This is a genomic window from Hymenobacter qilianensis, assembly GCF_014489555.1.
Classification (GTDB): Bacteria; Bacteroidota; Bacteroidia; order Cytophagales; family Hymenobacteraceae; genus Hymenobacter; species Hymenobacter qilianensis.
This window is the reverse complement of the sequence record NZ_CP060784.1, coordinates 4,464,477-4,483,398: the sequence shown is the minus strand read 5'-3', so window position 1 is coordinate 4,483,398 and position 18,922 is coordinate 4,464,477. Positions and strand designations below refer to the sequence as shown.

The 18,922-nt window shown below is 56.0% G+C and carries 11 protein-coding genes, 1 other RNA gene and 4 pseudogenes; 3 read left to right on the top strand and 13 right to left on the bottom strand.

Annotation, left to right across the window (positions count from 1 at the left end; translation table 11 throughout):
- Positions 1–3: 3 nt before the first annotated feature.
- The 3 genes and pseudogenes from H9L05_RS20320 to H9L05_RS20305 all read right to left on the bottom strand — a co-directional run bounded on the left by H9L05_RS20320 (position 4) and on the right by H9L05_RS20305 (position 2,868).
- Positions 4–606: an SMI1/KNR4 family protein gene (locus tag H9L05_RS20320; RefSeq protein ID WP_187732443.1), complete on the bottom strand. Its 603-nt coding sequence runs from the start codon at positions 604–606 to the stop codon at positions 4–6.
- A gap of 259 nt (positions 607–865) precedes the next feature.
- A pseudogene (gene ald / locus H9L05_RS20315) lies at positions 866–1,992 on the bottom strand (alanine dehydrogenase).
- 169 nt (positions 1,993–2,161) lie between these two features.
- Positions 2,162–2,868: pseudogene (locus tag H9L05_RS20305) on the bottom strand (DUF1573 domain-containing protein).
- A 310-nt stretch (positions 2,869–3,178) separates the two neighbouring features.
- On the opposite strand from H9L05_RS20305, the gene H9L05_RS20300 reads away from it, so the two are divergent.
- Complete coding sequence (locus H9L05_RS20300) at positions 3,179–5,599, top strand: alpha-ketoacid dehydrogenase subunit alpha/beta (protein WP_187732440.1); 2,421 nt, start codon at positions 3,179–3,181, stop codon at positions 5,597–5,599.
- Positions 5,600–5,679: 80 nt separating this feature from the next.
- Here H9L05_RS20300 and H9L05_RS20295 read toward each other — a convergent pair whose 3' ends face one another.
- On the bottom strand, positions 5,680–6,246 hold the full coding sequence (locus tag H9L05_RS20295) for a hypothetical protein (protein WP_187732439.1): 567 nt from the start codon (positions 6,244–6,246) through the stop codon (positions 5,680–5,682).
- Positions 6,247–6,362: 116 nt separating this feature from the next.
- Here H9L05_RS20295 and H9L05_RS20290 point away from each other — a divergent pair, with 116 nt between their 5' ends.
- On the top strand, positions 6,363–7,364 hold the full coding sequence (locus tag H9L05_RS20290; protein WP_187732438.1) for an acyl-CoA synthetase family protein: 1,002 nt from the start codon (positions 6,363–6,365) through the stop codon (positions 7,362–7,364).
- A 310-nt stretch (positions 7,365–7,674) separates the two neighbouring features.
- Here the strand turns inward: H9L05_RS20290 and H9L05_RS20285 are convergent.
- Together H9L05_RS20285 and rnpB are read right to left on the bottom strand one after the other, a co-directional pair.
- Positions 7,675–8,831: pseudogene (locus tag H9L05_RS20285) on the bottom strand (sigma-54-dependent transcriptional regulator).
- Positions 8,832–9,055: 224 nt separating this feature from the next.
- An RNA gene (gene rnpB, locus H9L05_RS20280) (RNase P RNA component class A) lies at positions 9,056–9,453 on the bottom strand.
- A 399-nt stretch (positions 9,454–9,852) separates the two neighbouring features.
- Here rnpB and H9L05_RS20275 point away from each other — a divergent pair.
- Positions 9,853–11,091 carry a S8 family serine peptidase gene (locus H9L05_RS20275; RefSeq protein ID WP_223284597.1) on the top strand — a complete coding sequence of 413 codons (1,239 nt, stop codon included), beginning with the start codon at positions 9,853–9,855 and terminating at the stop codon, positions 11,089–11,091.
- A 244-nt stretch (positions 11,092–11,335) separates the two neighbouring features.
- Here H9L05_RS20275 and H9L05_RS20270 read toward each other — a convergent pair whose 3' ends face one another.
- The 7 genes and pseudogenes from H9L05_RS20270 to H9L05_RS20250 form a co-directional block, all read right to left on the bottom strand.
- Entirely contained in the window at positions 11,336–12,109 is a 774-nt protein-coding gene (locus H9L05_RS20270; protein WP_223284596.1) for a Smr/MutS family protein, read from the bottom strand.
- Positions 12,058–12,456: a hypothetical protein gene (locus tag H9L05_RS24275; RefSeq protein ID WP_223284595.1), complete on the bottom strand. Its 399-nt coding sequence runs from the start codon at positions 12,454–12,456 to the stop codon at positions 12,058–12,060. The genes H9L05_RS20270 and H9L05_RS24275 overlap by 52 nt, the downstream gene beginning before the upstream one ends.
- A gap of 234 nt (positions 12,457–12,690) precedes the next feature.
- Positions 12,691–13,929 (bottom strand): SusD/RagB family nutrient-binding outer membrane lipoprotein, encoded by a 1,239-nt coding sequence (locus H9L05_RS20265; protein ID WP_187732437.1) that lies wholly within the window; start codon positions 13,927–13,929, stop codon positions 12,691–12,693.
- A 5-nt stretch (positions 13,930–13,934) separates the two neighbouring features.
- Positions 13,935–14,066 carry a hypothetical protein gene (locus H9L05_RS25340; protein WP_262892579.1) on the bottom strand — a complete coding sequence of 44 codons (132 nt, stop codon included), beginning with the start codon at positions 14,064–14,066 and terminating at the stop codon, positions 13,935–13,937.
- Between the two features lie 81 nt (positions 14,067–14,147).
- The gene (locus H9L05_RS20260; RefSeq protein ID WP_262892717.1) at positions 14,148–16,079 is read right to left on the bottom strand and encodes a TonB-dependent receptor; all 1,932 of its coding nucleotides are present in this window, start codon (positions 16,077–16,079) and stop codon (positions 14,148–14,150) included.
- 665 nt (positions 16,080–16,744) lie between these two features.
- Positions 16,745–17,464: pseudogene (locus H9L05_RS25335) on the bottom strand (carboxypeptidase-like regulatory domain-containing protein); the annotation flags it as partial.
- 430 nt (positions 17,465–17,894) lie between these two features.
- The gene (locus H9L05_RS20250) at positions 17,895–18,908 is read right to left on the bottom strand and encodes a YfiM family protein (protein ID WP_223284594.1); all 1,014 of its coding nucleotides are present in this window, start codon (positions 18,906–18,908) and stop codon (positions 17,895–17,897) included.
- Positions 18,909–18,922 lie beyond the last annotated feature (14 nt).

The window sequence follows — 18,922 nt, the reverse complement described above, 5'->3', positions numbered from 1 at the left end:
AATCTAATCCTGCAACGGCTTTATAGTCAGCGCCTGACCGTCGGGCAAGTGCTTGATTTGGCGATATAAGTCAGCTAGGAAAGCCAGACGCTTTGGCGCTGAAACAGTTGCTAGAGTTGCTTTATCGGTATCGGCAGCAATGCAAACCGGCGGATACACATGTAGCAACTGACCGGGAGCCAGCATGCCTCCCTGTTGCTGCCACCGCCGCAGTGGCTCCAAGCCCAAAGCATCGACCGGAAACTTATCCGCGCCGATCAGGAAATGCTTGAAATCAACCTCCAGCGGCGCTATTTCTCCGGTTTCCGTGTCAAGAAAAACGACCTCGCCCTGGCGCAGCAGAAACTGGTTGCCCACGCAGTCCTGGGCAAATGGAATGTCATTCTTCAGAACGGTGTCGTAGGTTTTTTGCAAAGACTGCTCGCCTTGCCAGGCCTCCCGCAACGAGTGCCACGCCGGCTCAGTACAGCAGCCCCGAATATGCAGGCCGCCGAAGTATGCCACTACGCCATTGTGCTGCCGCAGAAAGGCTTGCAGTTCTTTGGGCAGCATGGCTAATAGCTTGTGGTCGGTGATGGTCTCGCCGGTATAAATAATTCCCTTCATCAATAGCTAGAGCAATTTTATAAGCAGAGTGCCAAGTAGAGACGCAACATTTTGCGACTAGTTTTTGAGCAATCCAAGTCAAGACAATCAATTAAACAACATCAGCAACGACCAGACGCAAAATGTTGCGTCTCTACTCGTAAGAACTGTTGTATCAAGCAAGCTGTACATTTATGTTTAAGCCAGCGAATACAACACTCATCAACTAAAAAGCCTTCCCGATGAGGTATCGGGAAGGCTTTTTAGCACAAATAGATACTTACGCGTGGGCTGGCTCCAATACAGAGTCAACGCTCACCAGCGGCAGGTTCCAGGCTTCGGCTACGCCTTGGTACACCACTTCGCCGTTTACCACGTTCAGGCCCAGGCGCAAAGCTGGGTCGCGGCGGCAAGCTTCCTGCCAGCCCAGGTTAGCCAAGCGCACGGCGTAAGGCAACGTAGCGTTGGTCAAAGCCAGGGTAGAAGTGTAAGGCACAGCGCCTGGCATGTTGGCCACGCAATAGTGCACGATATCGTCGATGATGAAGGTCGGGTCTTCGTGGGTCGTTGGCTTGCAGGTTTCGATGCAGCCGCCCTGGTCCACGGCCACGTCTACGAGCACAGTGCCGGGGCGCATGGTCTTGAGCATGTCGCGCGTGATGAGGTGGGGGCTTTTGCACCCGGAATCAACACAGCACCTACTACGAGGTCAACAGTTTTGATGGCTTCGCGAATGTTGTACTCGTTGGAGTACTGGGTAATTACATTCTTGGGCATGAAGTCGTCGAGCTCGCGCAGACGGTTCAGGCTGATATCCATGATGGTAACCTGAGCACCGAGGCCGGCAGCTACTTTCGCAGCCTGCGTACCTACAATGCCACCGCCGAGTACCAGCACATTGGCGGGCTTCACTCCAGGAACGCCCCCCAGCAGAATGCCGCGGCCTTTCAGCGGCTTCTCCAGATACTTAGCGCCTTCCTGCGGTGCCATGCGGCCGGCTACTTCGCTCATCGGAATGAGCAGAGGCAGGGCGCGGTTGGGCAGCTCTACCGTCTCATAAGCCAGGCATACCGCTTTGCGCTCAATCATGGCGTGGGTGAGCTCCTCGCCGCTGGCAAAGTGGAAGTAAGTGAAGAGCAGCTGGCCTTCTTTGATCAGGCTATACTCCTCCTTGATCGGCTCTTTCACTTTCACAATCATCTCAGCCTGAGCGTATACTTCCTCGATGGTAGCGAGGATCAGCGCGCCGGCTTCTTCGTATTCGGCATCCTGAAAACCGCTACCTAGGCCGGCAGTAGCCTGTACATAGACAGTATGGTTGTGCTTGCGCAACTCAGCAACGCCAGCGGGCGTCAGGCCTACGCGGTTTTCGTTGTTCTTGATTTCTTTTGGTACGCCGATGATCATGGCAGAGAAGTGAAGATTGGGTGGAAGACGAGGGGTGAAAACGGCCGCAAAGATAGGCAATGTGGCGAGTAGCACGAACTTTCAGTTCGCGTATCGTTGAACAATGACGTTGGGGGCATTTTTCAATGCCTTCTACCATCTACGGTGATATGCGAACTAAAAGTTCGTGCTACTTAAACGGTACAGCCGTGGCGCTTTCTTTTACCATGCTGGCCGCGTTCAGATCGCGCACTACATTGGCCTTAATGGTGAGCTTGGCAGGACCTTCTACAGCGTTGGAGTTGAGCGTGGCTACATCCGTCATTTGGCCAATCTGGCGCTGCGCGTAGAGAATCTCCACCACAGCGCTTTGGCCCGGCTTAATGGGTTGGGGGCTTTTTTGTAGCCTACGCAGTTGCAGGGCGAGGTTATCATACCCAGCAGCAAATCCTGCTTGCCCGTATTTTTTACCGTGAACCGAGCCGAAGGCTGCTGACCGGCCTCCATCTTGCCAAAGTCGTGAGCGGTGCGGTCGAGGACGAGGCGGGGCGCCATCGCTTTTTGAGCAGGCGTGAGGCTGGCCTTAATTTCCTCCGGGCCAAGTACGGTGCCTTTGATAGTTAAGGTGGTGCTCGGCGTGGCGGCATTGCTGGTTACGGTCACCGTTTTGTTGAACACGCCGGGGCGGCCAGCGCTGCTGTACACGGCTTTCACCATACCGGTTTTGCCGGGCAGCACGGGCGTTTTGGTCCAGTCGGGGGTGGTGCAGCCGCAGGAGGCCTGCACGGTGGCAATAATAATAGGCTGATTGCCAGTGTTCTTGAATTTGAATTCGTGGGTGGCCATCGTGCCTTCGGGCACGTTGCCGAAGTCGTGCTGCTCTTTTTCGAATGTCATAACACCCTGCGCTTGGGCCGAAAAACAGAAGAGCATCAGGACCAGAGCAAATAGGAGAGAGGCGCGGTTTTTCATAAAATGATAACGTGAAAGGAAGAAACCCAAGACAGCGCTTCTGGCTTTAACTAGATGTAGCAGAACCAAGCAGCACGGCGTGATACCCCAAAGATAGACAAAAAGTGTCCGGCCTCGTAGGGGGCTCTGGGGGCATTTCATCAGCATCGCGCCCAAATCCGTACTTTTGCAAAACGGACGGCCCCACCCCCAGTTATGCCGACCGCCACCACCTGCCTTATTCCCACTCTTCCTTATGTCCACTGCCGAATCCGCACTAGCCGTCACCCCGGCCACTCTCAGCAAAGAAGACCTGCTCCATGACTACCGCTTGGGTTGGGAAAGTCGCCACGCTTCCTTAGCTGGTCGGAAGGAAGTGTTTATGGGCAAGGCCAAGTTTGGCATCTTCGGCGACGGCAAAGAGCTGCCCCAACTGGCCATGGCCCGCGTGTTTCAGCCCGGCGACTTCCGCTCGGGATACTACCGCGACCAGACCTTTATGATGGCCGCCGGCGAACTGACCTTGCAGCAATACTTTGCTCAGCTGTACGCTCACCCCGACGTGGAAGCCGAGCCCGCCACCGGTGGCCGAGCCATGAACGGCCATTTCGCCACCCGCCTGCTCGACGAAGACGGTAATTTCAAGAACCTCGCGGAGTTGAAGAATTCGTCGGCCGACGTGTCGCCCACGGCTTCGCAGATGCCGCGCCTCGTGGGTCTTGCTTACGCCTCTAAGCTGTACCGCCAGAACCCCGAGCTGCACGATCGGACGCAGTTCAGTGTGAACGGCAATGAGGTGGCCTTCGGTACTATCGGCAATGCCAGCACTTCGGAGGGAATGTTTTTTGAGGCCCTGAATGCTGCCGGTGTATTGCAGATTCCGATGCTGATGTCGGTATGGGATGACCACTACGGTATATCCGTTCCGGCTGAATATCAAACGTGTAAGCAAAGCATCAGCGCCATTCTGAGCGGCTTGCAGCGCGATGCGCCCGGCGAGCAAGGCTTCGAGATTTTCGTGGTTCGCGGTTGGGACTATCCGGCTCTGCTGGATACCTATCAGCGCGCCGCCGACGTTTGCCGCCGCGAGCACGTGCCGGTGCTGATTCACGTAACGGAAGTAACGCAGCCCCAGGGTCATAGCACGTCGGGCTCGCACGAGCGCTACAAAACCAAGGACCGCCTGACCTGGGAGGAAGAGCACGATTGCCTGCTCAAAATGCGCGAGTGGCTGCTCTCGGAAGAAGTTGTCACCGCCGAGGAGCTGGATCAGCTGGAAAACGAAGCGAAGAACACCGTGCGCGAGGCGCGCACCGCGGCCTGGGGAGCTTTTTTCAACCCCATCAAGCAGGAGCGCGACGAGGTAGCGGCCCTGCTGGAAAAGCTGGTAAACGAAACCGGCCAGCAGAACGCTCTGCACGAAATGGTAGAGCAGTTAAAGCACAATCCTGCACCCATCCGCGCCGACCTGGTGCGCACCGTGCGCAAAGCCCTGCGCTTCACCCGCGACCAGCAGCGCTCCGCCAGTCGCCGCGAGCTATCACAATGGCTGGATCAGGCGCTCGCCGAAAACGCTGACCGCTACAACTCTTACCTCTATAGCCAAAGCGAGCAGGCGGCGCTGAACATCGAGGTGGAGCCCGCCAAATTTGTCGAAAATGCCCCCCAGGTGGATGCCCGCGAAGTATTGCAGGCTTGCTTCGACGCTAACTTCCGCCGCGACCCCACTATTTTTGCCATCGGCGAAGACGTGGGCCGTATCGGGGATGTGAACCAGGCTTTTGCCGGTTTGCAGGAGAAGTTCGGCGAACTGCGCGTGACCGATACCGGTATTCGCGAGTGCACTATTGTGGGGCAGGGCATCGGCGCGGCTTTGCGCGGCCTGCGACCCATCACGGAGATTCAATACCTTGATTATCTGTTGTATGCCGTCCAGATTTTGTCGGATGACGTGGCGTGCTTGCAGTACCGTACCAAGGGTGGCCAAAAAGCCCCCCTTATTGTGCGTACGCGCGGGCACCGGCTGGAGGGCATCTGGCACAGCGGCTCACCCATCGGCATGATTCTGAGCAGCATACGCGGTATGCATGTGTGCGTGCCCCGCAATATGACACAGGCTGCCGGCTTCTACAATACCTTGTTACGCAGCGACGAGCCCGCCCTGGTAATCGAGCCTCTGAACGGCTACCGCCTCAAGGAGCGCATTCCGCAGAACGTAGGCGAGTTTACCTTACCGTTGGGCGTGCCGGAAGTGCTGCTAGCCGGCACCGACGTGACCATCGTAACCTACGGCTCGATGTGCCGCATTGTACTGGATGCCGCCAAGCAATTAAGTGAGGTAGGCATTTCGGTGGAAGTAATTGACGTACAAACGCTTCTGCCTTTCGATTTGCAGCATGTCATTGCCGACAGCATCCGCAAAACCAGCCGTGTGCTTTTTGCCGATGAAGATGTGCCCGGCGGCGCTACGGCCTACATGATGCAGCACGTGCTCGACGACCAGCAGGCCTACCGCTTGCTCGACTCCCAGCCTCGTTGCCTGGCCGCTCAGCCCCACCGTCCGCCTTACGGCTCCGACGGCGACTACTTCAGCAAGCCCAACGCCGAAGATGTATTCGATACGGTGTATGAGATGATGCAGGAAACCGATCCTAAGCGCTTCCCAGCCATCTATTAAGCACCCAAGTCAACACGAAAAACCCCGACTGGAAAGGCTCAGTCGGGGTTTTCTTATCTCTGATTAATAACGAAGCGCGTTTAGCGCGGAATCGTGATGGGGTCCGTGATGATGGTGTTGCTTTTATTCAGTGCGCGGTCGTAGATAAAGACTTCGAAGCGTACAACTTCTCCTGGTTTTAAAGGGTCACCAGCAAAAAAGTCCGTGGTAAAGCTTAGATCGCCGCGCAACGGTGTTTCGCGCCCATTACTGTCTTTATCCAGAGGAGGATAAGTGCTGTTATAATTGTCATTCGGGTTATCCAGCTCCAGCGGAAGGAACTCACCGGCCGCATTCCGAATAAGGGGGGTAATGTAGTAGTTATTGTAGAATGGGTTTAGCGTCAAATCAGGATTCAGTCTGGCCCAGGGCGAACCTTCTACTTTATCTTCTTCCCGTAGGCCCAGGTCACCGTTGCCATCTTTGAAGCTGACGGTTATGGTCACCCGATCATAGAGACCAAACCCATCGGAAACGCGCTCGGAGGAAATGCTTTTAAAGCTAATAGAAGGTGTTTCGGGATAATCAGGCATTTCAAGGCAAGAAGACACTGCCAGGCCCGTGAGCAGGAGCAGCGTGCTTGTCCGAAGAGTACGAAGTAGTTTCATATCAGAGTAAAAAAGACGGGTCGAACGCGGCCTTTTCAGCCAGAACGGAAGATACAACTTCTCAACGAAGACGTGCTGCGTTTGTTATATCTAGCTTTTAACCCCACTGTTTTGCAATGAGTTTCCGTGATGAGCACCTCCGCGCTTTGCCTGCTATATCCGCTGCCGCTTTTGAGCAAACGGCCCTGCGCTTATTCCAGCATCAGGCTCAGAATTGCCCCCCATACCGCGAATACCTGGCTGCGCTGGGCCGCGACCCCAACGACGTTCATGCACTGACGGATATACCATTTCTGCCCATCGAGTTCTTTAAAACGCACGAGGTACGCACCACTCCCGCCGACTGGGCGCCGCAGGAAACCTTTCTGAGTAGCGGCACTACCCAGCAGCAACGGAGCCGCCACCTCCTGCGCGATCCTGCCTTGTACCGTCAGAATGCCGCGCGCATCTTCGAACAAACCTACGGCGCCCTTACCAACTGGATTTTCCTGGCGCTTCTGCCTTCCTACTTAGAGCAGGGGCAATCTTCCTTGGTGGCTATGGTTGAATATTTTGCCAAGGCATCGGGCCAAACCCAGCCCGCGTTTTTCCTCCACGACCACAAAGCTTTGTTGCAGGCGCTGGCCACGGCCAAGCGCAATTCCGGTCGTCAGGTAATGCTTTTGGGCGTATCGTATGCCCTGCTCGATTTAGTGGCCGCCTATGCAGGCGCACCCGAGTTGTTGGGGCTCACGTTATTGGAAACTGGTGGTATGAAAGGGCGGCGGCGCGAAATGATTCGGGAAGAGCTGCATGCTGAGCTACAAACGGCTTTTGGGCCCCAGGGTATTCACTCCGAATACGGCATGACCGAGTTGCTTTCTCAAGCCTATAGCACCGGCGACGGCCGCTTTTTTTGCCCCCCAGGCCTGCGCATTCTGCTCCGCGAGCCCTCCGACCCGTTTTCAGTCGATGCCACGCGTCCGGCTGGCGCTATTAATGTCATTGATTTGGCAAATATTGATTCCTGCGCCTTCATCGAAACCAAAGACTTAGCTCGCCAATACTCCGATGGCTCGTTTGAAGTGCTCGGGCGGCTGGATAACTCCGATGTGCGCGGCTGTAATCAGATGGTGTAAGTTTGACCTGTTCGGGTCGTTCAACGAGGGCCTCACCCCCCGGCCCCCTCTCCCAAAAAGAGGGGGAGCCTAACGTTAGTCGTTCTACGCGGCTGCGTCGGCTACCGCCTCCGCAACCGAATTATTGTTTCTAAAATGTAAAAAAGCCCCCCAGACGTGTATCTGGGGGGCTTTTTTATACTGAACTTAACCTACTAAAACAGGTAGCCGTACCTGGAGCGAGAGCGGAAGGTGCGGTGTAGGCCGAGCGTCAGGCTCCTCCTCTTTTTGGGAGAGGGGGCCGGGGGATGAGGCCCTCGTTGAACGGCCGCTACTTGCCTGAATACATCTTAGCGTCTGACTCCGTAATGGTGTCGTCGCTCATGATTACCAGGCGCTCTACCACGTTGCGCAGCTCCCGGATATTACCGCGCCAGTCGAGGCTCTTCAAATAAGCAAGCGCTTCGGGGGTGACGGTTTTGGGCTTGTTGCCGTAGTCGCGGGCAATATCGTCGAGGAACTTCTGCACCAAGTCGCCGATGTCCTCGCGACGGTCGTTGAGAGGCGGAACCTGGATAAGAATAACCGAGAGGCGGTGATACAAGTCCTCGCGGAAGTTGCGCTCCGCGATTTCCTGCTGGAGGTTTTTGTTAGTAGCGGCCAGTACGCGCACGTCCACCGTTATTTCCTTTTCGCCCCCACGCGGGTGATTTTGTTTTCCTGCAAGGCCCGCAGCACTTTCGCCTGAGCCGACAGACTCATGTCGCCGATTTCATCCAGAAACAGCGTGCCGCCGTGCGCCTGCTCAAACTTGCCGATGCGTTGCTTTACGGCCGAGGTAAACGAGCCTTTTTCATGACCAAACAGCTCACTTTCAATCAGCTCCGAAGGAATAGCGGCGCAGTTAACCTCAATCATCGGTCCGTTGGCGCGGTTGCTTTGCTCGTGCAGCTGGCGTGCTACCATCTCTTTGCCAGCGCCGTTGGGCCCCGTGATGAGTACGCGGGCATCGGTGGGGGCTACTTTTGCAATGGCTTTGCGCACCTGCTCCAGCGCCGGCGAGTTGCCGACCATCTCGGAGCTTTTGGCGATTTTCTTTTTAAGCGTCTTGGTTTCAGTTACTAGCTTCGTGCGGTCGAGGGCGTTGCGAACCGTTACCAACAGGCGGTTCAGGTCTGGTGGCTTCTGCAAGAAATCGTAGGCGCCTTTTTTGGTGGCGTCCACGGCCGTGTCGATGCTGCCGTGCGCCGAAATCATAATAAAAGCAGCGTCGGGGGCCAATTCCTGCGCGCGGCTCAATACCTCCAGCCCATCCATTTTGGGCATTTTGATATCGCAGAGCACCACGTCGTACTTATTCTTGATAAGCATATCCAAGCCGGACGGACCGTCTTCGGCCTGGTCAACGGCGTAGCTTTCGTACTCCAGAATTTCCTTTAGCGTATTGCGAATCGACTTTTCGTCGTCGATAATGAGGATTTTGGGCATAAGCTGAGAGCAGAATAAATTAATACTGAGGGTGTAGCGAAGGTAACGAAAAGCATTACCCGTTTAGTGAGTAAAGTTATTGAAGGATTCAATGAGGAAAGAACACAATACACATGAAAAATTGTAATTATTTAATTTTCAGGCGTCTGCCTTCCATATTTGCCACCCAGACTACCAAAAACAAAATCGGTCGCCGCAACCGAAGCTGCAACGACCGATGATACGGTGGTGATGAGTCTGTAAGCCGGGTTTTGTCCGCCGGGCCCGAAGGCTCAGCGTCTCCACCATTTATCTAGGCCAGTCGTTGCCGAAAGGCTCCATCAACCTACCCACGGACGCCGGACGAGCCGCCCGGTGCTGCCTGTTGCCAGACAGCGTGCCCGCTTATTTGGTCTTTCAACCCCTGAGGTTTACCCAGCCGACACGGTTGCCCGGCCGCTGGTGCGCTCTTACCGCACCTTTTCACCCTTACCGGCTGCCCGAAGACAACGTAGGCGGTAGTTTTCTGTGGCACTGGCTGTCTGAGCCTTACGGCCCATCCTTCCCGTTAGGAAGCAGGGTGCTCTGTGTTGCCCGGACTTTCCTCGCCGCCCGAAGGCGCCGCGGTGGAGCGACTCATCACAAAGACAAAGGTAGCGCTTTCAGTGGTTGGGCGCTTATGTTTGAGGTTGCTGCCTGTCTAAATAAAGGCCACGGGGTCAAAATTCGATGGTGCGCCGGCGGGCTTTCCAGAGTTCAATCACCCCTGAAAATACATATAGTTCTTTCTATGTCACAAATACCGTGATATTTTCCCATTTCTACGGTAGCGCTAATCTCAAGCGCGTTTTTTGGGCTTAAAATGGGGTTAAAAAGCCTGATTTTGCCCCCAGAAAGGATGGGCCGACTTGGATGCCATTTTTGAATCGATACATTGGCTAAACAATCACCCCACTGGTCGCTGACAGAATAGAGGCTTTAAAGCTTCGGCAGCGGGCGGCGAACAAGTCATTTTTCACCCATTACTCCATTCTTCAAAAGCATGCAGAAAAACCAACTACATCCGCGTCTTTCTTTCTGGGTAATGAGCGCTTCGCTCGTAGCTGCTTCAGCCGTTTTCACCGCCTGTTCCGACAATTCCATTGATGCCGAAGATCCATCGGTAGCCCAGATCAGTACCGACGCAAAAGCTTCCGATGATTTGATTGAGGGCCAGTACATTGTCGTGCTGAAAGACGGTGCCGTTGATACCGATGGCGACGCTTCCTACGACGCGAAAGTAAACAAAGTAAAAGGTGTTGGTCAGGGCATACTTCGTGCCCGTGGCCTGAGCGGCGATAAAGTAGGTCATGCCTACGGTCATGCACTGAAAGGCTTCGTGGCCCAGCTGAGCCCCGGCGAAGCGGCTGAGCTACGTAAGGATGCAAACGTAGCCTACGTGGAGCAAGACCGGATTATCACGCTTGGTAATCCTAACAATGGCGGCGGCAGCACCATACAGGCTGCACAGGTGACGCCTTATGGCATTGCCCGCGTGGGTACCGGCGATGGTGCCGCTACTGGCCGCACGGCCTGGGTTATCGACACTGGTATCGACTTGGATCACCCCGACCTGAACGTTGATGTAGCCCGCAGCAAGTCTTTCCTGACCAGTGGCAAAAACTACGCCTCGCCAGATGATGGCAACGGCCACGGCACGCACTGCGCTGGTACTATTGCCGCCAAAAACGACGCTAGTGGTGTAGTAGGGGTAGCCGCTGGTGCTAAAGTAGTAGCAGTTCGCGTACTGGATTCCCGCGGTAGCGGCTCCAACTCGGGCGTAATTGCCGGTGTGGATTATGTAGGCGCTAATGGCGCATCCGGCGACGTAGCTAACATGAGCCTTGGCGGTGGCGTATCTAGCGCGCTTGATCAGGCCGTTTTAAACGCTTCTCAAAAAGGAGTACTCTTCGCTTTGGCCGCCGGTAACGAAACCGACAACGCCAATAATCACTCACCTGCTCGGGTGAATGGAGCGAATATCTACACTATCTCAGCTATGAATAGCTCAGATTCGTGGGCTTCGTTCTCCAACTTTGGCAACCCGCCGGTAGACTACTGCATGCCCGGTGTTAGCGTACAGTCAACTTGGTTGAATGGTGGCTACAACACCATCAGCGGCACCTCGATGGCTACGCCACACATGGCCGGTGTACTTATCATGAAAGGCAAAAACTTCACTACCAGCGGCACCGTGAAAAACGACCCCGATGGTAACGCTGATCCAATTGCTCACTTGTAGGCTTGATTAGTTGTTTGTAAAAAAGGCTGCCTTTGCGGGCAGCCTTTTTTTGTGAAGTCTGGAACGGATATTCGCTTTTTAAAGCGGTTTCAAATTGGTATACCAGATGTAGAGACGCGACACGTCGCGTCTCGGCGTTGTTTAATAGAACGTTCTATTTGAATCGTTCAACAATGAGACGCGACGTGTCGCGTCTCATTGTTCGGCCTACTAAGTGAAATGATTGAATCGCTTAAGCGGAGAATTACTTTAGCCGCACAAGTGTCGCGCCGTAGCCGAACTTCTCTTTCTGCGCATCCTCGAAGAACTTGATGTCGCGGTTGCGGCTCAGATTTTTGTGAATCTCCTTCCGCAAGGTACCGTTGCCGGTGCCGTGAATAAACACGATTTCGTGCATGTTGGTGGCCAATGCCCGACTCAACGCATCCTCAAACGCGTCGAGCTGCAGCCGCAGGATGGCCGTGTTGGTAAGCGGCGGGTCGAGGATAGCGGCATCAGGGTTGAGCACTTCCAGGTGCAGATCAACCTCGTGCGAGGGTGGCAGAATGGTTTTGACCGGCTCCGGAACAGGTGCTACCGCCGCTGGTTTGGCCGGCGCATTACCGCTTAGCTGGGCTTGCAGGTTTGCAGCCAGCTTTTCGAGTGCTACGGGTGCAGCAGGCTTCTCGTCGAGCTGAAAAAGATACGCTTCTTTCTGCAAGATAGGCGCTGGCTGCCGGCTGGTATAAAAGCTGTTGGCCCGGAAAGCCAAACGCTTGGTAAGCAGCTCAAACGCCGTGTCGCCATTCAGGCGGTGGGGCAAAAGCTGCACCACTGCGGCGGGCCACTGCTCGAAATCTTTAAGATGAAGGTGAGCCAAGGGCTTACTTACTGCCTTCGGACCGAGCTTGTCGGAAAGCAGGCCCCGATATTTCTCTTGCTGCTCCTCGCCATAAGTGAACAGCAAATCGGTGTCGGTATTATTGATCAGCTGCACGGCCAGCAGCTCCGGCGACTGGTGGCTGAGCGCCAGATACAAGCCTTTTTGTGCCTTGGGTAATTCTGGTTTCGGGCCTTTGTCCGCTTTTTTGCCCCCCACGCTGCTATTGGCGGGCGCATCAGGTTTCTGGGGGCAAAACTAGGCCGTGGGGCGCTGGCAGCGGCTTGGCGCTCAGCGGCCACGGAGGCCGCGCTCTGCCCAAACGCTTTGTGCTCCTCAGCGGCTACTACTACCACCTCGCGCCGCAGCACCGGAATCGTGAAGTCGTTATCTATGGCAACCTCAACAAGATCGTTGTCGAGCAAACGGGTGACAATGCCTTCTTCGCGCCCGGTGAGCAGGCGTACTCGGTCTCCTACATTCATATCGGTAAGGCGTGGGTTCAACTTAGGGTGAGAAGCAAAAGTAGCGTAGAGTTTCGGGCTTTGCTTCGGGCTGAGGTATAGCGCGGATATTCTCCGTGTTATATGCCTCAACCAAGCCGCCAAAAGTAAGGTGCCCTGTCCTCTGCGTGCCTTTTAATTATAATTCGCCCCATTCTAACAACAAAAAGTCCCGGCTCAAAACAGCCGGGACTTTTCATGAAATGTAGCGAGTTGGCCAAGCCAGCGAAGCTGAAGCTACCGGTTGACTTCCGTCGGCTCGTAGAGCCCCGGAATAGGATCAGGCACATTGGGATTGGCGTTCACCTCATTCTGCGCAATCAGATAGCGCTGCGGAATGTTGGGCGCATCAGTGCGTTTCTTGGGCACGCCGATCAGATTATTCGTGCGGCGCACATCGTTGTAGGGCTCAATCTGACCAATCAGACTCAGGTATTTCTCCGTCAGAATTTCCCGCAGCAAGGCTTGCTGCTGCGATTGGCCCGTATTCAGAAGCCCACCCAACGCAAAATCGGCCAGGGTGTAGGCAGCGTAAGTGCCACCTGTGAAGGTGGTGCGGTTGTATGCCCGGATATTGTTGAGCGAAGCCAATGCGCCGGTCAGGTCGTTGGCGCGGGCTTGGGCTTCGGCCAGGATAGCCTGTGTCTCGACGTAGGTAATAAGCGGAAAGTCAGCATCGGCCGCGAAGGCACCACCCTCCAGAATGTTCGGGTCGACGTCGCTGTAGCCAGCTTCGGTGGTGTAGAAATACTCGAAGCGGGCCGACTCATTTGTACGGGCATTATCGCGCTCACCCTGTAGCAGACGCACCCCATACGAGCCAGCCGCTCCCATATAGCCAGTACGGTTGATATCGATAAAGTCGTAGTAAGGGTTGGCGCTCGTGCTCACCGTACCACCGTACGGCATCAGCATATCTCCGTCGGGGCTGGCAATCCCAAGCCTTGCTTCGGCCGCCGCCTGCGGGTAGTTGCGCACGTGCATATAAAACCGTGCCTTCAGCGAGTGAGCCGCTGCCCGCCATTTGGCCAGGTCGCCGCCATAGTATATGTCGCGCTCCTGCGGATTAATACCAGTGCGTCCCAGGTTGGTAATGGCGGTGCTGAGTAAGGTTTGAACGCTGGCATAGATGTCGGATTGCCGGTCAAATGGAGCTGGCTGGCCCGGCTGCAAAGCTTGCGAGTAAGGAATGTCGCCCCAAACCGAGGTAGCCATCCCAATCATCTGGGCTTCGAGCACCTGGGCAATGCCCGTCAGCTGAAAATTCTGGACTGCCTCCGCCTTCTGGGTCACAATGCGGGCGTTGGCCAGCACCAGCGTGAAGGTATTGCTCCACATATTATCGTAGTCGCCCGATACGGTGGTGTAGTTCTGCAAACCCTCATACTGGCGGTCGGTGCCGGTGAAGTAGTCGCTAAATAAACCGGCCGTGCGGGCCATCTCGCCACTCAGCACAAAGCCTTCCGATACCTGCACCGCCGTCAGCTGTTGGTCGGCTGGGGCGTCCTGGGGGCATTTGGGTTGATGTCGTAGCCCTCTGTAAGTTTTTCGCAACTGCCCAAGCCCACCAAAAGCAGGGCCAGCAGCAGATAATAACGCAGGGATGTTTTCATATGATTGAACGAGCAAAATCGTGGAGGAAGGTGTCAGGAGGCCCCTTCAGCACGTCAGTACTGAGAGCCTCCTGGCACTGCTTAAAAGTTGAAGTTCAGGGACATGATATAGGAGCGGGTGCTGGGGTTGTTGAAGTAGTCCAGCCCGCGGCCGTTGGATACACCCGTTAAGTTGGTTTCAGGGTCTACGCCGGTGTAGTCGGTCCACAAAGCCAGGTTGCGCCCCGTCAGCGACACGTCCACCGATTGGAGCTTGGCACGCTCTGTCAGCCAGGGAAGCTTCAGGCTGTAGGCCAGCGTGATTTCGCGCAGGCGGGTGTAGCTCACATTTTCGATAAACTGCTCGGCTGGTCCGGTAAAGCCATTGCCCAAGCCATTCCGATACCACTGCTCGTCGGCCACTACTGGTCCGGCCCCAAAATCGGTGACAGACCCGCGGAAGGTATAAGTGCCATCGGCATTGGGCTGGTAGCGCTGCGCTACCGTCTGGCTGTTCCACAGGCGCAGCGTAGCCGCATCGGCCGCCGATACTGTCGTTTCTGCTTCCGTGTCTTTGGCCGTACCGTAGGAGTAGAGCGCACCCTTGGTACCGTTCCACACGTCCAGGTTGTCGACGTGGTCGAACAACACATTCAGCGACAGGCCTTTGTAGCTAAAGGTATTGCCAAGGCCCCCCCGCCACCTAGGGTTGGGGTCACCAATTATGCCCTCGGTAGCGGCCTGAATTGGGAAGCCATTGGTATCGAATACCAGGCTGCCCGTTTCGGAGTTGCGCTCCCAGCGGCTGCCCCACAAGGCGCCCATCTGGTAGCCCCGCACGGCCCGCGACGAAGTGCCCGTGAAGCCATTGAGGAAGATAGACTCCGCGCCCGACAGGTCGGTTACCTCGTTGCGGTTGAGGGAGTAGTTGGGCGCAATATTCCACACAAAGCCATCAGGCTGATTGATAACATCGGCACCAAGACTTATTTCCAGGCCCTTATTTTCGATTTCGGCCGCGTTGGCACTCGTTGATACAAAGCCAGTTGTGGCCGCCACCGGCACGGTCAGAATAGCGTCCTTGGTGCGGTTGGTGTAGCCCGTAATGCTAAAGTTGATGCGGTCTTGCCAGAAGCGGAGATCCAGACCACCCTCCAGCTCGGTTTTGCGCTCCGGCTTGATTTCGGGATTGCCCTGCACGTTCGAGCGCACAAAGCCCCCACCGTAGTTGGCCGCATCCAGGGTGGTACCCCATCCATCGGCAATGATGTTAGCATCGCCGGGCACGTAGTAGGTGCGGGTGAGATAGGGGGTAGGCTGCACACCCACCGAGCCGTAAGCCAACCGAGCTTTACCGAAGCTCAACACTTTGTTCTCGGTGAAGGGCGCAAGCTTGGTAAACTGCCAAGCCAACGTACCAGCCGGAAAGAAAAAAGTGCTGCTGGTTTCGGGACCAAACGTGGAGGCAGTTTCGGCGCGGCCGGTGCCCGTGAGGTAGAGCTGGTTGAAGAAAGCCAGATCTACTTGCGCGTAGGCGGCCGCGGTACGCTGCTCCAGCACAAGGTTGAAGGGTTGGCGGCTGTCGGCGAGGGTGTTGTCCAGCTGAGGCGGCGAGAAGGGGTTAATAAAATTGGTCGCATTAGCACCCACCTGCTCGCCCCGCCGGATGTTAATATTGGCCCCCACCAGTAAAGTGCCCCCCAGGCTCTCGGAGAAATCATGGGTGGCGCGTGCGATCAGGTCGTTGTTGATCTGCGTCTCCTGAATCGTCGATTGCCCAATTTGCCCCGTAGGCGACTGCCCCGCCCCAATGGGATACACCGTGGAGCGCCGGTCGGTATAGGTGTCAACGCCCGTACGATTGATAATATTCAGCCAGTTCGTGGCATCATACGTCAGCTCCAGGGCCCCAATAAGCCGCTGCACCCGCGTCTGGTCGCGCACGTTATCGATGGTCCAGAAAGGGTTGTCGAATCCGGGGTTATTGCTGTTGCCCAGCTGATTACGGTACGAGGATTGGCGCCGGAGGAAGATATTGCCCTGCGGGTCGGTGTAGTCGCCGATGTAGTAGGCGTTGTTGAAGTCGGCAGGGCTACGAAGGCCCCCAGGAAGATGCTGCTGCCACTGGAGCCCTGCTGCACCCTGTTGGAAAACGTGCGCGCATACGTGGCGTTTATACCTGCCCGGAACTTGGTGGCCAGCTGCCGGTCTACGTTTACCCGGAAGGTAGTGCGGTCGTTGTCGCTGTTGTTGCGCGCGATGCCCTCGGTGTGAGTGTTGCCCAAGCTGATGTAGAAGTTGCTGCGCGGGTCGCCGCCGCTGAGCGTGGCAATATTATCCCAAGTATAGCCCCGGCCAAATACCTCGTCGCTGTGGTCGTAGGTGTCGCGGCTGTTCTTGCCGCCGTGAGGGTTAGCAGCAGTACCGGCCGGAATGGCGAAGCGCTGCGTTCCATCGGCGAAGGTAATAAAGCCCTGGTAGCCAGGCGCGCCAGGCGTTGTAATAGCTGCATCGGCTCCCCCGGAGCGGTCGGCAATACGGTCGCCCCAGCTGCGGGCATTGCCCTGGGCAAACAAACCATTGAGACCTTGCCCGTAGCGCTGCTGAAGCTCAGGCACCTGGTTTATTTCGTCGATGCCGTAGGTGGTACGGTAGGAGAGGTTGAGCTTGTCGGCACTGCGGCCTTTTTTGGTGGTAATCACCAATACGCCATTCGCGGCCCGCGTACCCCACAGTGCGGCGGCGGCGGCTCCGCGCAGTACTTCCATAGAGGCAATATCGTCGGGGTTGATGTCATTGAGGCGCGACTGCTGCACGACACCCGAAATCTGGTTGGAGGCCGCCCCGCCACCGCTGGCCACAATACCGCCGGCGGTACCGGGCGTGTTTTCGCCCACCGACGTGTTGGATATCGGAATCCCATCCACCACAATCAGGGGCTGCAAATTGCCCGTGATGGTGCTGGCGCCCCGAATCTGAATGTTAGCGCTGGCACCGGGGTCGCCGGTAGAGCGGGTGATGAGCACACCGGGCGCCTTGCCCGAAAGAGCCGTGATGGGGCTGGTTTCGCCGGAGCGTACCAGCGCTTGCCCCTGCACCGTAGATTGCGCCGTACCAAGCCGGTCGCGGCTGGTTTCTAGGCCCAGCGCCGTTACGACCACTTCACCCAATTCGCGGGCAGAGGCCTCCATCGCCACATTGATAGTGCTGGCGTCGGTGATGGGCCGATCAAGGGTGGTATAGCCTATAAAGCTAAACGTAAGCGTAGTAGCTGAAGCCGGCACCGATAGAGTATAGCTGCCTTCCGAGTCGGTTGAGGCCCCGATAGTGGTACCCTTCACGAGCACGGTTACACCAGGCAGGCCGTTGCCCGTAGCACGGTCCGTTACTCGTCCTTGTAGCGTTCGATCCTGGGCCATCGCTAAGCGAAAAGTGGCCAAGACCATTAAGGTTAACAATAAGAGTTTTTTCATATCTAGGTTTCAGGTTTAAGGATGAGGCATGGTGTGTGGATAGAGTAAGTGGCGAAGAGTGGGAATGGTTGAGCTAGCGTTTGGTAGTCAGCGTTTTGTAGAATGAACGTCCCCGGTTAGTTTAGCTATGAGCCGGAGCAACATCAAGGATATTTCTCTGAAGTGAGTATTTGCAGATAATGTATTGATGAGCTTTTCTTGTGCTGAGAATTGTATTATTATAATGATGCAGTTGTATGGGGTGTAATTTTTAGCCTTGAAATTGTAGACACGATAATTCAAGCCCGCTGTTTGCAGCGGGTAATAATTGCTCTGAAGTGAAGGGTGCAGTAAGTAGCAGGCTGGCTTCGCCGCCGAGGCAGTGTATGCCTATACTTTAATAATACAGTCCGTGCAGGACGAAACCGCGCCGGGAGTTATATTCCAAAGCGGGGGCGGGCAGGTGGAAAATGCTAGCTACGTAGAACACGCGCTTGAGAAATTTGCTGCGCGTCGGAATACGCATCAGGTTTACATCGAAGCTCAAATAATACTGCCGGTAATCGTTGAGGCCCAGAATGGCGTTGGTAGCGGGGTCGTTGTACACCATTTGCTGAGCGCCGTAGCCCACGGCCGGTTGCAGCCACTTGGGCCATTTGCTTTCCTGCGGCAGCCACGCCGCTACGTCGGCGCAAAGCCAGTAGGTATGGCCGTTGTAGTCCTTCAGGTGCTGCTCGCCTACGCTCTTGCCCAGCACATTGGGCCGGAGCGCCGCGTATCGGGTGGTGCGGAAAGAGTATTTGGGCATTATCCGCACTTCATTCCATGCCAGCTGCTGAGCAATAAGTCCGGCCGAGCCCAGAAAATTGGCCCCCAGATCATACGCGGAAGCGCCATAAGCGGGGTCGCGGCCATCGAGCAGCTCTAGGGGGCTTTGGAGCAGGAAACCCACGAAGCCGCCATACCAGAGGGCTTTGCGGTCGGGCACGCCGGCCCAGCGCAGCATATCCACCGCGCCGCGGCTTTCGTGAAAAGCCCCCCAGAAGTGTCCGGCCTTGTCTAGCTGCTTCCACTCGCGGCTATCATCGAACCAATGAAAGGCAGTCCGCTCACCGGTATACCAGCTTTTGCTCAAGCCATACACGAGGCCCGTGTAGCTCAGCGCGAGTCCGCCCGCCAGGATGGGAAGGCGGTGGCTTATGCGGGCCGTATCGGCGGGTAGGGCTGAGTGGCGTAAGAGGGGAGGAGCCGGCGCAACTAAAGCCGTATCAGCATTGCTTTGGGCCTGGCAAATGACTGGTCTTAACCCACTTATTGCCAGAAGAAGCACTAAGCACCACCGGACTTTTATAGAAAAGCGAAAGAAAAGCGTCATGCGGGAGCTGATGACCTCGGGGGTCAGAACAATCAAAGCTACAAACAAAT